Below are 15,286 nucleotides of genomic sequence, written 5' to 3'. Positions count from 1 at the left end.
GCCATATCTTCGTCCGTTTATACAAGGTTATTTTTGCATTTTTGTCCGTTTATACAAGGTTATTTTTATATTTTTGTCCGTTTATACAAGGTTTGTACATTATTTATGAACCATGATATAATGAACGCAAAATTATTTGCTCGCAAGGATGCTGATTTTGCGGAATGCATAGAATGTGCGAAGCACATGATATAATGATGAAAAATCGCTTGCTTGCAAGGGCGATTTTTCGAATGCATTGAGCGAGCTATGCTCACGATATAATGAACGCAAAATCGCTTGCTTGCAAGGGTGCTGATTTTGCGGAATGCATTGAAGAAAGAAGTTTTGATAATGAACAACAAACCAAAAAACTACATTCTGGATTTTACACATGTATACTGTGATGAAAATATGAAGAACAACTCGCAGTTTCACTGGATCGACTGCTCTGACATCAATGGCTGTGATCTGTATTGTTCAGATGAAGCTGCTGCCGAGATTCAGAAACGAATCATGCCGTATGGCACTAAAGGTATTCATTTTATTGATTCCGGAAATTTTCATTATATAACAAAGATAACCACCGACCAGATCAAACAACCATTCTCGCTCGTAGTATTCGACCACCATACAGATATGCAGCAGCCACTCGTTAACGAAATGATGAGCTGTGGCGATTGGGCGGGTCTTGTTCTGGATCAGAATCCGAATCTGAAGCAGTTAATTCTGATCGGACCGGATGCAACCGATATTTCTCAGATTGATGCGATACGCAAAGATCGCCTTCTGACTTTTTCCGCTGAAGAATTAAAAAATGGAACTGCCCAAAGGAAATCAACTGACATCCTTTCAGGTGTTCCATTTTATATTTCTATTGATAAAGATGTTCTCTCCACTCGTTTCACGGAAACCAACTGGAATCAGGGTAACATGACGCTTGACATGTTGGAACATCTGCTTGGCATTATCTTAAGCCGTGAAACCATATGCGGCATCGACATCTGCGGTGAATGTCAGCCGGATCTGCCACTACCGGAATATATGGAAGCCGAAGAAAAGAACGAACGGATAAATCATGAATTGGCGGACTTCATCCGATCGCATATTTCTACTTATATCCCATCCGCTTCTCATAGTCGATGATATAGTCTCTATTTGCAATCTCATATTTATTAAATAAAGCGGTATCGTCAAAATCATCCGGATCGATTGTTCCATTGTACCAGCTCTTGGAATTGAAATATGCCCGGTAATCCGGATCATTAAACTTTCTTCCGTGACGAGCATATATTTCATTGAGCGCAAGACGACATTCATCTGCTGTCAGACCATCCAGATCACTGTCCGATATGTATTCCGAATCACTGTTTGGCAGAATATAGTCATCTGAAGTCTGAATTTCATTTGCACTGTAATCTACATTTGCATTTGAATCATACTCTGCACTTTCTCCGCTGAATGTACAGGAATCTTCAAGCTCCTGTACCTCTACCATATGATAATAGTAATTGGCACCTGCGATAGAATAAATCTTCGCTGAGACACATAATACGCCATCTTTATTGATATAAGGTACTGCATCCTTGATATTTGAATCTGCGATTGTCTGATTATAAGTCTCATTCAACGCCTCATCTGATTTATTATCTTCGCCATATAATGACCAGAAATACTGATCCAACGCATTTCTTACCGCGCTTTCATATGCCGAAATATCCAGATTTACTGCTCCAAGCAGATCGTCCTCTGATAACATGACATCCTTTTTCAGATTGATGTTGTAGATCGTGTATTCCGTCGCATCCCAGTCAAAATCAACCGATACCAGCAGAGATAATATGTCTCCATACACAGCCCATTTATAGCCGATTCCTATACAGACATTTCCATCCTCATTCATATAATTTTTTCCAAGCTTCTCGATCTGCTCATTCACATTGCCACACGCATCTCCCTCATAATTGATATGAGGTAAATGATATACTGCCGTATAGCCCTCACACTGAACCTGGGTAGAAATATTCGAATCTACAACCATATCTGCCGAATATGGCGCTTTCGTATCATCTGACTCCTCCGATACTACACTCTCTGTTGTCACTTCTGTATCCTGCCCGGTTGATACCTGCGTATCTTCCTGCTCCGTCGCTTCCGTGGTCTCTACAGTCTTATCTGCATCTCTTCTATTATCAGATAACTTGCTTTCGACTTTATAAACCACAAATCCTACAATCACTGTTAATACAGCAATCCCCACAACGATCAACAACCATTTCTTCCATCCCGATAAACCACCCGAAGATGGTTTCTGTGGCGGTTGCGATCGTAAAGGTTGCCCCTGCATCTGTACTGAATTCGGATCATATTGATTCGTTCCCACATTCATCTGTGAAGTCCGCCCCTCTTCTTCTATCCGCATACCACAATTCGGACACACCGACCAACCATCCTGTAATTCACATCCACAATTACTACAAAACATATTTTCACCTGTCCCTTCCATATATAGTCAACCATTCAAATTCCATTTGAATTCTCCAAGTTTATTTATAACAGAATCGGAACCGCGTGTAAAGATTATGCTGAATCAACTACAATACCAATACGAATCTAAAAAGCAACTGTCTAAAAGAATTCATCTATCCTCTCAAATAATTCTTCTCCCCCTTGCCAATAAAATACACCTTATGAAACGGCACAGTCACAAGAAGCGTCACCGCTTCCGCGATCGGTACAGCCAGCCACGCTCCATAGATCTTAAGGAAATGCGGCAGGATCAGAAGACTTAACACCGTAAAGATAAATGTCCGGCTGAATGAAATGATCGCCGACACCTTACCATTTGAAAGGGCAGTGAAGAAGCCGGAGGATGTAATATTCAACCCGCTGAACAGGAAATTGATCGCAAAAATCTTGAATCCGATCTCCGCCAGTTCAAATGTTGCCGGGTCATGTGTGAATACCGTAATGATCCAGGTCGCAAGCACCTCTGCAATAACCGTCAGAATAACCGCCGATACCGCCACAAAAAGGAACGCAATCTTATAAATACTCCGAAGTTTTTTCTTATCCTTTGCGCCATACTGGAACCCAACGATCGGACTGATCCCGATTGTAAATCCCAAATAGAATGCATTGAATAAAAATTGTCCATACAGCAGAATTGAGATAGCCGCAACTCCGGCTTCTCCTGCAAGCCGCATCAGAACAAGATTGAACAATACCGTTACAACAGAATTTGAAAGCTCTGATACCATCTCTGAAGAACCGTTATAGCAGGCATGTCCAAGCTCCCGCAAGGAAAGCTTGAATCCGGTAAACCGAAGCTCACCTTTGGAGAACATGAAAAATACAAGTCCGGCAATCGCGGGAATGCACTGACCGATTCCTGTTGCAAGTGCCGCACCTGCAACTCCCATATCACAGATCACGATCAATACGTAATCAAGAACAGCATTTACAATACCTGCACCGATCATAAGCAGCAAGCCCATCGTTGGCCGTCCCGCTGTGACCAGATACATCTGAAACAACGTTTGCAGCATACAGGCAGGAATGAATAAGCTCACCATTCCCAGATAACTTTTACAGTCTGCCAGAAGCACTTCATTGGAACCCAGCAGTCTGGATATCTCTGTCAGGAACACCTGACTGATCACCACGATCACAAGACTGACCAGAATACATACCGTGACAAACTGAGTCAGGCTCTCACATGCTCTCTTTTTATTTTCCTCTCCAAGATATTTGCTAATGATCGCATTTCCACCCGATGCCAGCATCATGGCAATGGCGATTGCCACATTTACTACGGGATATACGATATTTAACGATGATAATGCATTACTTCCGACAAATCGGGATACAAAGATACCATCCACGATTGTATACAACGACATAAATACCATCATGATGATTGACGGTGCCGCAAAACTCAGCAGCGACCATGGCGTAATGCGACGATTTAATGATTTACCCATTTTAACAAGTCCTCTCCGTTTTATAACACTTTTCTAATTGACAAAGCCAAGCATATACTATAGGGTAACCCTATAGTCAAGTGTAATTTTGAAAATGAAAGGAAATTCAAATGAATAAAAAGATATATATGACGACCGGCGAGTTCGCCAGGATCATGCGAATAACAAAAGAAACCCTGTTTCATTATGATGAGATCGGTTTATTTCAGCCGGAGCTCACCCAGCCAAATGGTTACCGCTATTATTCGATCTATCAGACTGAGATTCTTGACACCATCCTTCTATTAAAAGACCTAGGTATGCCGTTAAAAGAGATCAAACAGCAGCTTGCCAACCGTGATCCGGCAAAGATGCTCCATATATTAGAAGAACGTGAACATCAGATCAATACAGAGATTGCCAAATTACGCTCCATGGAAAAATGGATCTCGCAGCAAAAGAGCAAGATCCATTTCGCTATGCAGATCGATCCGACAGCCATCTTTATTGCTGACTTCCCGGAACGCTACTATCTCTATGCAGAAGCACCAACCGCTACAGATGCTGAACTGTATCGAAAAACCGATGACCTGATCAATCTTCTGCTAACGGTCGGTTCTACTTTTAAAAATGATTATGATATGGCATATTTCCAGCATGCTTCCCATATCGAATCAGATAAGTACGCTGTCTATGATAATGTCGCCCTGTTGTTAGATAACAAGCCTTACGGGCTTCCTGTCCATACCTTGCCTGCAGGAAAATATCTCACCGCCTACCACACCGGTCACTGGGATACGATCGGCGATACTTACGACCGCCTGATGACCTTTAAACATGAGCACAACATACATACTTCCTCTGAATATCTGGAGCACAATGTTATAGACAGCTTCACTGCCGAAGACCCGCAAGACTACATTACCGAGATCACTGTAGCCATAGAAGCATGATCTACATTTTTATATAAGGGTTCCGCTTAAAACTTCTCAAAGAAATGATATTCGTACAGGTTAGTCAGCTTCTTACCTGTCAGCGCCGCATAGGTACGGAGCAGCGAGGATGCACAGCCTGCCACACCGACATACAGTCCCGGATAACTGACAACTCTGGTCGGGATCGTTCTCCACCAACTGTCATACCAGGTACGGAGTCCCGGTGTCCGGTGATCTGAATCGGAAAGCATTACATCAGCAGTACGGATCATATAATCATAGAACTCTTTCTCCCCGGTATATTCATACATGGCAGCAAAATGCTCCAGAATACCTGCTGTTCCACAGCACTGGCACTGGCAGTTCCAGAAGCCCCAGGAATGTTTCTCCGGCGCACCGGCACGGACGATACCACGCGATAATTCGATCGTCCAGTTCCGGTAGATCTCCTCTCCGGTAATCTCATATAATTCACGAAATGCCAGCGTACTTCCAACCGGGCCATGACATGTACTGAGGTAATATTTGTCATATGTCGGACCTGTTACCGGATGATCCTGATATGGGATCAGTCGTCCGGTCTCATCTCCAACTGCGATATTCATTGCGTATGTAAGGCCTTCCTTTGCCAGCTCCAGATATTCCTCTTTCTTTGTATCCTGATATAAGGCTGCGAACATCCATGCCGTTCCAGTCGTTCCATGTGACCAGTTCGGGAATGTCGTATCCTTCTCAAAATCGATCATCGACAGATCAAGCAGCTTCCAGAACTTTCCACCATTTGGCGCAGGAAGGGCATCCTGTGCGATCCGGTCTGCAGCCGCACATGCGGTATCCAGATATTTCCTGATACCGGTCTTACGATAAAGGATATCTAAGAATACGATAAATCCGCCATCTGCGGTGATATCCTCCTGATCACTCCAATGCAGTCCTCTCTCATCGGTTACTGCTGCTTCAAGCAGGACATCCGCAACATATAATACATAATCCCGATATTCCTGTTTTCCTGTCACCTGATACAGGTCTTCAAGGAAATATGCCTCACCAACCGGACCATTATAAGGGCCTGCCGCCCAGCCCGGAACCGGAATAATACCCTTTACTTCTGAATGAAGCGTCGTCTGATACCATTCCACTCCAACCTTCGTTGCAATGATATGCGCCGCCGCTTCCTCCGCCTCAGTCAGCCAGCGTGTGTCTCCGGTTGCTTCATACAGCCGAATAAAGAAAATACCAATACCTGCCGAACCGTCATACATACTCTTCGGCGTAAATAACGGAACATCCTCCCGATATCCATCCTGTCCTTCCGGCAACGCCTGCCAGATTCTTCCATATTCCGTCTTAATCGCCAACGTATCGATCCATTCCGCCGTATCAATCGCCGCTTTTAAATAATCTTCTGCTGTATTCTTCTGAAAAATCTCCGGTGTGATCAACTTTGCCATATCTTCGTCTCCTTTGTAACTTTATCATATCCTATAAAACCTTCTCGCTCTGTCCCAGTTTATCTCGCTGTTTATTTTCTCATTCTCCATCCATTCCTGTTTCATCGCTTTTATTTCCTAGTATTTCTATATGATATGTTATACATGTATTTTCAAATTAAGCAAGCCTTAAAATCTCACGATATGTCCAAAGCTCAACTAGTATTCCATCAAAACTACATCATGATCTCATCAAAGACTGTACCGGAATCCCGTCCTTGCTGCTGATAGAATGTTTATAATTTCTCCATATGTATGTCCCTCTGTCTGTCATCGGTAATAAATATTAATAAGATTTCCGTTATAAAATACAGCTTGCCAGCATATGTGGGCGCATGTTTGAGCCGAAGGCGAGTTTGCGCAGGAACGTATGCGAATCAGGCAGGTGTATTTTATAGGAAATCGAATGCATGAATTACAAGGGGATGAGCAGCTAGATGAGGTATCCGTACGAACATGACATCTACAATAGCAAAGGCGGGACTCCGGTGTAGCTCTGTTGAGGTTCTGGTAGATTCTGACGGATTCCGGTGGACTACTGCTCATCCTCCAACATCTCCCGGTCCTTCTCCATCTCCTGCACAACCCCAAACGCCGACAGCTCATCCGCAAATTCTTCCATATAATCTTGATAATGCTCCATCAGCTCTGCCTGAACCGCATCCACGCTCTTCTGTTTACCCAAATGACGCTTCTTATCCACACCATGCTTCCGGCTTTGGCGCATCCCCGGATATTCCTGATCTGCAGTCCTGTTTCTTCTATTAAATAACATATCCCATTCCTCTTTTCATGCAAAAAGAAACTACCATGCATATAAGCCATTCCAGTTTCCTTTCTTTATAAAAGAGTATCGACATCCAGAGAGCGATTTATACCATTCCGTCTGCTGTATCAATTAAACATAAATAAAAACCTGGGGGAAATTGAAATTATGTATAGAAACATCATAAATAAAAATTTTTAGGGAAATTAATTATAGAAAGGGCTTGAGCCCCAGTAATTAATACTGAGGCTCATTCTTAAAGGAGAGGTCATGGAGGATTCCAAAAAGGGGGGGTTTGGGGGGGTTTGGGGGTTATGGGGTACATTACATCGTAATATAGGGATTATACGAATTCGTGCATTGGGAATCCTCCATCATATCTATTCAAATGTTAAGTAATTGTCTTTTTTTTACTTACTACACTGTAGTAACTTCTTTCAAGATGTTCGTTTTTATTTCCTGTCCATCTCTTATGGTGCTATGATAACAAATCATTTCATATTTGTAAATATTGCATAATAAATAAAGTTTTCCGGGTTTTATGGTTCTTTTTGCACAAATTTTACTAAAAATGAAATATTTATGATTATTTTGACCGATTCTGCCTGTCTTGTTTTGTTAAATTTACTACTTCTTTACTTATTCAATCAAATTCAATCACAGCACTTTCATTTTGCGTACGACGTTTTTCGACATTTAACGACCCGGCGCATCCGATTTTTTGTGAATTTATTGTGAAAAATGCCATTTTTAAAAAATTTTTGAATATATGTATCGCGTAGCGTTTTCTTTTTTATTTTAACAATATCTATCCGGCATAGAATTTCGTCAAAAAGTTTTTTAGCAATCGAAAAAAGGAGCTCAACTCTGAGCTCCCCGTTCTTCGAACTTTATACTATGCAAAATTAAGACGTCTGTCACAATCTTACTGACCCCGTGTTCGGAATCCTCTTCTATCGCGCCAGACGCTTTACACAATATATACGTTTCATTCTGTTTTGTCAAGAATAATTTTAAAAAGTTAAGATTCTCTCTACAAATCTCTCTTTACAAATATACCCAATAATTTTATCATTCTACATAGAATTCAAAGCACACGTCACACCGGAACAGGAGGAACAGCAGCATGAACACCGATTTCTTATTACAGGGTCATTTAAATGATCTGGCAAACAAAGCCTACCAAAAGAACATTTACACATTTACTAATTTTTTGTCTGCATCCGACCTGGATATTTTTTATAGTATGCTACCGGATATTTCTCATATTCCATATGAGATTTTCGGAGGAAGAGACGGCTGCGACCGCGTAATGATACGATTCGGTTCCGAGGACACAACAGGTTATGATTTGCCCTTTCCTATCACGATTTTACAAATTACTCCATTGATGGACAAATTCTCAGATGAATTATCTCATCGTGATGTCCTTGGCTCTCTGATGAATCTTGGTATTGAACGTGAGATGACCGGAGATATCATCATGAAAGCATCATCCAGAAGCGGCATCCGAAACACAGCCTATGTCTTCTGTGTGTCTTCTATCGCTGACTATATTTCCGAGAATCTGACCCGCATTAAACATACATCCGTGCGCTGTATCCCATGTCCGGACTCAGATCTACCTGACATCACCTCTACTCTTGAAGAATGTCAATGCATCGCTGCATCCGAGCGAATCGACGCTGTGATTGCAGCTGTTACCAAGTTATCCAGAAGCCAGACCGTTATCCTGTTTCGGGAGAAAAAAGTCTTTCTCAACAACCGTGTTCTTGAAAATAACAGTTACACACTAAAACCGGACGACACTTTCTCCATCCGCGGCTACGGCAAATTCATCTATAAAGGCTGTGGCAAAGAGACACGGAAAGGACGCATCTACATCACTCTGGAAAGATATGTGTAGACACATATATAATAAGCAGTACAGTCCGTATAACACAGCCTGTACTGCCCATTTTGACATCTTATGAATTTTTAATTTTACATCCTGTCAAATCCATTCTTATCTTCCCGCATCCGGCGCCTGAATACCGGAATTACAAATGTCCGACAGCTGTTATCTGTATATGTCTCGCTACCCTCCTTTTCATCTGTTTTCTTCGACAGCCTTTCATATCTGCCGACACCCACACTATACACAAAAAAGGAGCATTTTTATCACAAATGTAATAAATGGTATGTCTCAATGTAACTTTTGGTAAGTAAGCTCCAAAATTATCATTACTATGTACTCGCAATTCGTCCTTTTTATATCCATCGTTCCATTATAATAAGCAACAATTTCCCTCATGATATGCAGTCCGATTCCATGCATTTCAGAATTTGCCACTCCATTTTTTATACCCGGAACAAACGACTCTCCACATCCGTCAGAAGATCCGGAATCTGTTGATCTGTTTTCACATTCATCCACGGTATTTTTACAATGGATCAGAAGATTTTGCCGATCATAAACCATCTTGATCCAAATCTGTCCTCCTAGTCCGGTATGACGAATCGCATTATCCAGTATATTTCCAAGCAGCATATTCAGATGATAGTCACTGATTGCAAGATCTGTCGGTATTGAAGTCTCCACCGTAAGTCCGATCTGCCGCTGATCCGCTTCCGAACGCTTACAGGAAAGAATGGCATCTGTCATAACATGACCACTTATAACCTCACGCGACGAAGTGATCTGGATCACGCGGTCATATTCCTGTTCTAGCTTTTCATATTCGCCCCGTTCCAGATAAATCCGTTCTAACATATACTGCTTCTTCAGATCATGCCGAAAACGCCTGTTTCTTTCCCAAGCTTCTCCAAGCGAATGACAATAAGCACGATACTGTTCTGCCTGTCTCTGAATATTCCAGACAAATACTGTCGAACTTCTCTCATTTCTTGTTCTCATATAGAGATCCTGCGCCATCAAATTAATACTGTAGACAGCCATGGTCATCCAGACTATCCGACACCTTGTATTATCCATAAAAAAAGTTCCTATAACCACCATGGACATACATGGGATCAACACAGCCTCCAGCCAATCAGAAAAATACAGATGATGATCCAGACGATCTGCTTCTATAAATAATTTTTTTGTTTCAATTTTTTGAAATCTGTTATTATATCGATTAAGTAAGAATTTGTAGATTAGAATATAGATCTTTATAAACAGACACACCAGCAAATTTGAAAGAATAATGCGATACATCTCTATCGGGACAGCCGGTCTTCCCTTCATCTTTTCAAGCCATCCATGTTCTGCAAATACAACATGGATGAATATCTTTGCAATAACCTGCATTAATACAAGATAAACCGAGGTCAATAAAGCTTTTTTCTCTGCACTATCAAAAAGTAATTTAAAAAATAAAAAGTACAAAAAAAACAAACTTACAAATACCAGATTTTTATATATTGATATCATGCGGGAAATAATGCAGTAGACACACAACCATATCATTTCCAGCATGATCTCTGTTGTACTTTTATATTTCGACCGATGATATAACGCATGCCCCAAAGATCTTATATTCCAAAGATAGAATAGATCAGACGCCAGCGTGATCATCCGGATCAAAAATTCATTCCTTCCAGCCACTTTGTATAGTACTCACGCACCCGGCTTCTTTTATCCCGGCTGATCATCAATTCCACGCCATTACTCATACCTACGCAAGTATAGGAAATCGTTCGAATATGATTCGTATTTACGAGAAAAGACCGATGGATCCGAACAAACCTCTGCTGTCTTGTTCCAAGATACTCCTCCAGATGTTCCAGCTTGTCATAAAATTCATATGTCCCGGAAGTGCAAAAAGCTGTTATCATACGCTTATTGCTTTCCAGATAAACAATATCACCAATTTTGATAGAATAATAAACTCGATTCTGACAGAATGTTAGAAGCTCCGTGTCATTGACAACACGCTCTAAAACCTGATCTAATGTTAAAAGAAGCCTGTCTGCCGCAACCGGCTTATCAAGAAACTGAAAAGGCTGAACATCAAAAGCCGCCTTATAATATTCACTATACGCAGATATAAAGACAAGAATAATGGATGGGTATTTCTCCCGTAGTATTCCTGCTACCCGAATCCCATCCATTCTTGTTAATTCAATATCCAGAAAAACAATATGAAACATTCCGGCATCTTCCGTTCCCAGCAATAATGCTTCTCCATTTTGATAAGAATATAGCTGATAATTAAGATTTTTCTGTTCCATATGTTGTGTAATTACACTCTGCATCTCTGTGAGCATAACTGCATCATCATCACAAATTGCTATTTGTATCATTTGTCCCCCCCGATTATATTTATCTGATTACCGACTATTTGGTTATATCCATAAGCATGATCAGCTTATCAAGAACCGCCAGTAACTGTTCTGTCTTTGCAGTACCAAACCGCTGAAAAGATACATATTTCTCCAGTTCTCCGCCTTCGACCTTATAGTCATAGCTTATACTATCCTGAAGATAATAATCTGCGGGAACATCAAATGCATTCACCAGCTTTACAAAACAGTCCAGGGAAACATCTGCTTTTCCTGTCTCAATCCTGCTAATATATTTATCTGCAAGACCAGTCTTTTCTCCAAGTTCAGCCTGAGTCATCCCATGTTTCTTTCGGATCTCTCTAAGACGTTGACCAAACATCTCTTTATCGATTCCTGCCAAGTTGTCCACTCCAATTATGTTTATTCTATAATGTGTACAAAAGCTACTCTTGTATTCTGTCAAAAAAAGTCACATTATAGAACAACCTGGCAGGGCAATTTCTAACTGAACGTGGAATTTATTTCGTATTTTTCTATCTGTTTTATAAAGTTTCCGCGCGCTGTTTGATATTTTTCTTGAAATTGATAACCTTATGGTCATATTCCTGATCCATATACTTGGAATTGATCATAAAATCAGCAGTTGATTTATTATTTGCGATTGGAATATCATATACCTGTGCAATACGAAGCAGCGCTTTTACATCCGGATCGTGTGGCTGTGCCGTCAGTGGATCTGAAAAAAAGATTACCATATCGATCCTGCCTTCTACGATCTTGGCTCCGATCTGCTGGTCACCGCCTAAAGGACCGCTGTTATATCCGCGAACCGGCAGTCCGGTCTTATCTGCGATCATCCGAGCTGTTGTTCCGGTTCCGCAAAGAAAATGATTCTTCAGTATGTCCTTATTGTCATTGCACCACTCGATCATCTCAGCCTTTTTGCTGTCATGTGCGATCAGTGCGATATTCTTCTGTCTTTCAATCGTGAGTGTCACAAAATCATCTGTCATATAAGATCTCCTTTCTGTCCAAACCTGCAGCTTACCTGCCGGAAATTGTTACTGTATTACCGGCCATCAGATTTTCAGCAAGTCTCTGTTATTTTGTTATACCAAGCTTATGTGCTTCATCCGCAACTGCCTTAGCTACCACTTTTGCTACTCTGTCATCAAACGCACCCGGAATAATGTACTCTTCATTTAATTCCTCATCGGTTACGATAGATGCAATAGCTTTTGCTGCTGCCATCTTCATTTCTTCTGTAATACCTGTTGCCTTCGCATCCAGTGCTCCACGAAAGATACCGGGAAATACCAGAACATTGTTGATCTGATTTGGATAGTCGGAACGTCCTGTCGCCATAACACGAACGCCGCCCTTCTTTGCTTCCTCCGGCATAATCTCCGGTGTCGGATTCGCCATAGCAAATACAATTGGATCTGTGGCCATGGATGCTACCATCTCTGCCGTTACAATATTCGGAGCCGATACACCGATAAATACATCCTTGCCCTTCATGATCTCCGCAAGATTTCCAGTCTGTCTGTCTTTATTTGTAATCTCTGCCATATCTGCCTGTGCCGGATTCATCCATTCCTGACCCGGACAGAGAGCACCCTGCTTATCAACCAGAACTACGTTTCCGATACCTAGCTGAAGAAGCAGCTTGCAGATAGAGATACCCGCTGAACCTGCACCATTAATTACAACATTTGCTTTATCGAAATCCTTACCTACCAGCTTCAGTGCATTGATCAGACCTGCGGATACAACGATAGCTGTTCCGTGCTGATCGTCATGGAATACAGGGATATCCAGTTCTTCCTTTAATCTTCTCTCAATCTCAAAACATCTCGGTGCTGATATATCCTCCAGATTGATACCGCCAAATACAGGAGCGATCCGTTTTACGGTTTCTACAATCTCATCTACATCCTTTGTATCAAGACAGATTGGGAATGCATCCACTCCACCGAATTCTTTGAACAGGATCGCTTTGCCTTCCATAACAGGAATCGCAGCTTCCGGTCCGATATCTCCAAGTCCGAGAACTGCTGTTCCATCGGAAACAACCGCTACCATATTGCCCTTACATGTATATTTGTATACATCAGCCTTATTGTCACGGATCTTTCTGCATGGCTCTGCAACACCCGGTGTATATGCTGTGCTTAAGTCGTCTCTGTCTTTGATCTTAACCTTTGAGATGACCTCAACCTTTCCTTTATTCTCCTCATGCATCTTTAAGCTCAGGCTATTGTAATCCATTTGTATAACTCCTTTATTCATTGATTATTATATCTGAAGCCATCTTCCATATGGCCATCATATGTACATTCATTCGCAGGCACGTTGTAAACCCAGAAATTTTTTACATATTCATACTACCCCCAAGAATTGCCAGTCCGCCTGTTGCCGCTATGATCAATACTACTACCAAAACTATAATTGTAACGCAGAAATAAGATCTTGCAAAATTCTTCAGGTTTACATTCTTTGTTCCGCCCAGTGCAAAAACAATCAGAAGGATAAATCCTATTATAGGAATCATAAACAAAATCTGATATCCAAAATATCCCCACATGGAAATCGGCTGAAATTCGTAAGGCAGATTTTCTTTTGTTATTCTCTGATTATAAACAACCTGCTGTGGAGGTGTTGTATATGCCTGCTGACTATACAAATTCTGCTGTCCATATGTTCCAGCATTTTGTTGAGCATATGTACCTGCATTCTGCTGTCCATATGTATTCTGATTCTGCTGAGTATACATATTACTCTGCCCATATAATGCCGCTCCACATCCCTGACAGTACTGCTGTCCATCTGCATTTTCTGTTCCACAATTGTTACATTTCATCTCTCTCATCCCTCCTGGTGATCATCTTATCAGCCATTAATCTTGCTATATCTGTTACTGATATAATCAACAGCCGATGTTTTTGCATATATTCTGGTTTTTGTGAATATATTATATAGATATAATAACATAAATTGCTGGCATATAACAGCAATTAATACCACAAAATAATATGGAGGATTTCAATGAATCAGTCTGTTAAACACAACTTTTTTATCTGGAGTGTTTTCTCTTCCATCTGTATTGTGATACTTGGAAGCGGCTGGCATTTTCTATATGCCATCTTAGAGAAAAGTAATCTGGTCGCCTGGTGCACACCGATCAATGAAAGTATCTGGGAGCATCTGAAGCTTACCCTGTATCCGGTGCTCATCGTTATGCTGATTCTTTATGGTCTGCATTTTATTCCCTGTGGACCTTCGATCCATAAAGTGATCCTGATGATCTCAGCCAGCGTCTGCATCTCAGATCTGATCATTGTCAGCATCTATTATGTGTTCTCCGGCGGATTCGGACTTACCGGAATGTCTATCGACCTTACAGCCTATGGCATCGGTATTCTGGCAGGACAGCTTCTAAGTGTGATTCACCTGCTTTCGCTCCACCAGATTCCAAAATGGGTGTATAGTATCGGTTATATTCTTCTGATCGGACTTATCATTATTACAGCTGTATTCTCTTATAATATCCCAGATCTCCCGCTCTTTGTTCCGCCTGATCAGACGGTATGAAAAAAAGGTGACAGTCAACCCACAGCAGGTGGATGGTCAATTGACTCATTTCGATTTCTATTTGATGCACATGCCTGATTCGTAAAGGCTCCTGTGCCAACTCGTCCTTTGGACTCAAACAAGCACCCGCCTTTACTGGCAATGTGCTTCAAATAACGAAATCACCATTAATGTCAATTGACCATCCACCTGCTGTGGGTTGACTGCCACCTTTTTCATACAAATACATACAAAAACCCAGATGCATAAGCACCTGGGTCTTTGTATGTATTTAATTTTAGATTATTATCG

At 41.3% G+C, this 15,286-nt stretch carries 15 protein-coding genes; 4 read left to right on the top strand and 11 right to left on the bottom strand.

What is annotated here, in order from left to right; genetic code table 11:
• Positions 1-333: 333 nt before the first annotated feature.
• Positions 334-1,125 (top strand): arginase family protein, encoded by a 792-nt coding sequence (locus CLOL250_RS10840; protein WP_044945986.1) that lies wholly within the window; start codon positions 334-336, stop codon positions 1,123-1,125.
• Here CLOL250_RS10840 and CLOL250_RS13450 read toward each other — a convergent pair.
• Both CLOL250_RS13450 and CLOL250_RS10830 read right to left on the bottom strand, forming a co-directional pair.
• Positions 1,091-2,464, bottom strand: coding sequence for a YARHG domain-containing protein (locus tag CLOL250_RS13450; protein ID WP_274922280.1), 1,374 nt, complete (start codon positions 2,462-2,464; stop codon positions 1,091-1,093). The genes CLOL250_RS10840 and CLOL250_RS13450 overlap by 35 nt on opposite strands.
• A gap of 157 nt (positions 2,465-2,621) precedes the next feature.
• Entirely contained in the window at positions 2,622-3,962 is a 1,341-nt protein-coding gene (locus CLOL250_RS10830; protein ID WP_044945984.1) for an MATE family efflux transporter, read from the bottom strand.
• A gap of 110 nt (positions 3,963-4,072) precedes the next feature.
• Between CLOL250_RS10830 and CLOL250_RS10825 the strand changes: the two genes are divergently transcribed.
• On the top strand, positions 4,073-4,894 hold the full coding sequence (locus tag CLOL250_RS10825; protein ID WP_008402504.1) for a MerR family transcriptional regulator: 822 nt from the start codon (positions 4,073-4,075) through the stop codon (positions 4,892-4,894).
• A 26-nt stretch (positions 4,895-4,920) separates the two neighbouring features.
• On the opposite strand, the gene CLOL250_RS10820 is transcribed toward CLOL250_RS10825, so the two are convergent.
• Entirely contained in the window at positions 4,921-6,327 is a 1,407-nt protein-coding gene (locus tag CLOL250_RS10820) for a lanthionine synthetase LanC family protein (RefSeq protein WP_008402503.1), read from the bottom strand.
• A gap of 574 nt (positions 6,328-6,901) precedes the next feature.
• A complete protein-coding gene (locus CLOL250_RS10815; protein WP_008402502.1) occupies positions 6,902-7,141 on the bottom strand; it encodes a hypothetical protein in 240 nt (79 codons plus the stop codon).
• A 1,117-nt stretch (positions 7,142-8,258) separates the two neighbouring features.
• Between CLOL250_RS10815 and CLOL250_RS10810 the strand changes: the two genes are divergently transcribed.
• Positions 8,259-9,038, top strand: a complete 780-nt coding sequence (locus CLOL250_RS10810) for a YlmH/Sll1252 family protein (protein ID WP_008402501.1) — start codon at positions 8,259-8,261, stop codon at positions 9,036-9,038.
• Positions 9,039-9,115: 77 nt separating this feature from the next.
• On the opposite strand, the gene CLOL250_RS14215 is transcribed toward CLOL250_RS10810, so the two are convergent.
• From CLOL250_RS14215 to CLOL250_RS13805, 7 genes are all read right to left on the bottom strand, one after another.
• The gene (locus CLOL250_RS14215) at positions 9,116-9,274 is read right to left on the bottom strand and encodes a hypothetical protein (protein ID WP_274922279.1); all 159 of its coding nucleotides are present in this window, start codon (positions 9,272-9,274) and stop codon (positions 9,116-9,118) included.
• Positions 9,275-9,317: 43 nt separating this feature from the next.
• A complete protein-coding gene (locus CLOL250_RS10805) occupies positions 9,318-10,424 on the bottom strand; it encodes a GHKL domain-containing protein (protein ID WP_274922278.1) in 1,107 nt (368 codons plus the stop codon).
• A gap of 272 nt (positions 10,425-10,696) precedes the next feature.
• Positions 10,697-11,419, bottom strand: a complete 723-nt coding sequence (locus CLOL250_RS13445) for a LytR/AlgR family response regulator transcription factor (protein WP_008402496.1) — start codon at positions 11,417-11,419, stop codon at positions 10,697-10,699.
• Between the two features lie 34 nt (positions 11,420-11,453).
• Entirely contained in the window at positions 11,454-11,801 is a 348-nt protein-coding gene (locus tag CLOL250_RS10795) for a helix-turn-helix domain-containing protein (RefSeq protein WP_044945980.1), read from the bottom strand.
• Between the two features lie 142 nt (positions 11,802-11,943).
• Positions 11,944-12,414 carry a methylglyoxal synthase gene (locus CLOL250_RS10790; protein ID WP_008402494.1) on the bottom strand — a complete coding sequence of 157 codons (471 nt, stop codon included), beginning with the start codon at positions 12,412-12,414 and terminating at the stop codon, positions 11,944-11,946.
• Between the two features lie 88 nt (positions 12,415-12,502).
• Positions 12,503-13,672, bottom strand: coding sequence for an NAD(P)-dependent malic enzyme (locus tag CLOL250_RS10785; protein ID WP_044945978.1), 1,170 nt, complete (start codon positions 13,670-13,672; stop codon positions 12,503-12,505).
• Between the two features lie 103 nt (positions 13,673-13,775).
• Positions 13,776-14,264, bottom strand: coding sequence for a zinc-ribbon domain-containing protein (locus CLOL250_RS13805; protein WP_049941105.1), 489 nt, complete (start codon positions 14,262-14,264; stop codon positions 13,776-13,778).
• Positions 14,265-14,449: 185 nt separating this feature from the next.
• Here CLOL250_RS13805 and CLOL250_RS10775 point away from each other — a divergent pair, with 185 nt between their 5' ends.
• The gene (locus CLOL250_RS10775; RefSeq protein WP_008402490.1) at positions 14,450-14,995 is read left to right on the top strand and encodes a DUF6512 family protein; all 546 of its coding nucleotides are present in this window, start codon (positions 14,450-14,452) and stop codon (positions 14,993-14,995) included.
• The last annotated feature ends 291 nt before the right edge of the window (positions 14,996-15,286 follow it).

This window comes from Clostridium sp. L2-50 (genome assembly GCF_000154245.1).
Classification (GTDB): Bacteria; Bacillota; Clostridia; order Lachnospirales; family Lachnospiraceae; genus Coprococcus.
This window is presented reverse-complemented; position numbering and strand designations above follow the sequence as displayed.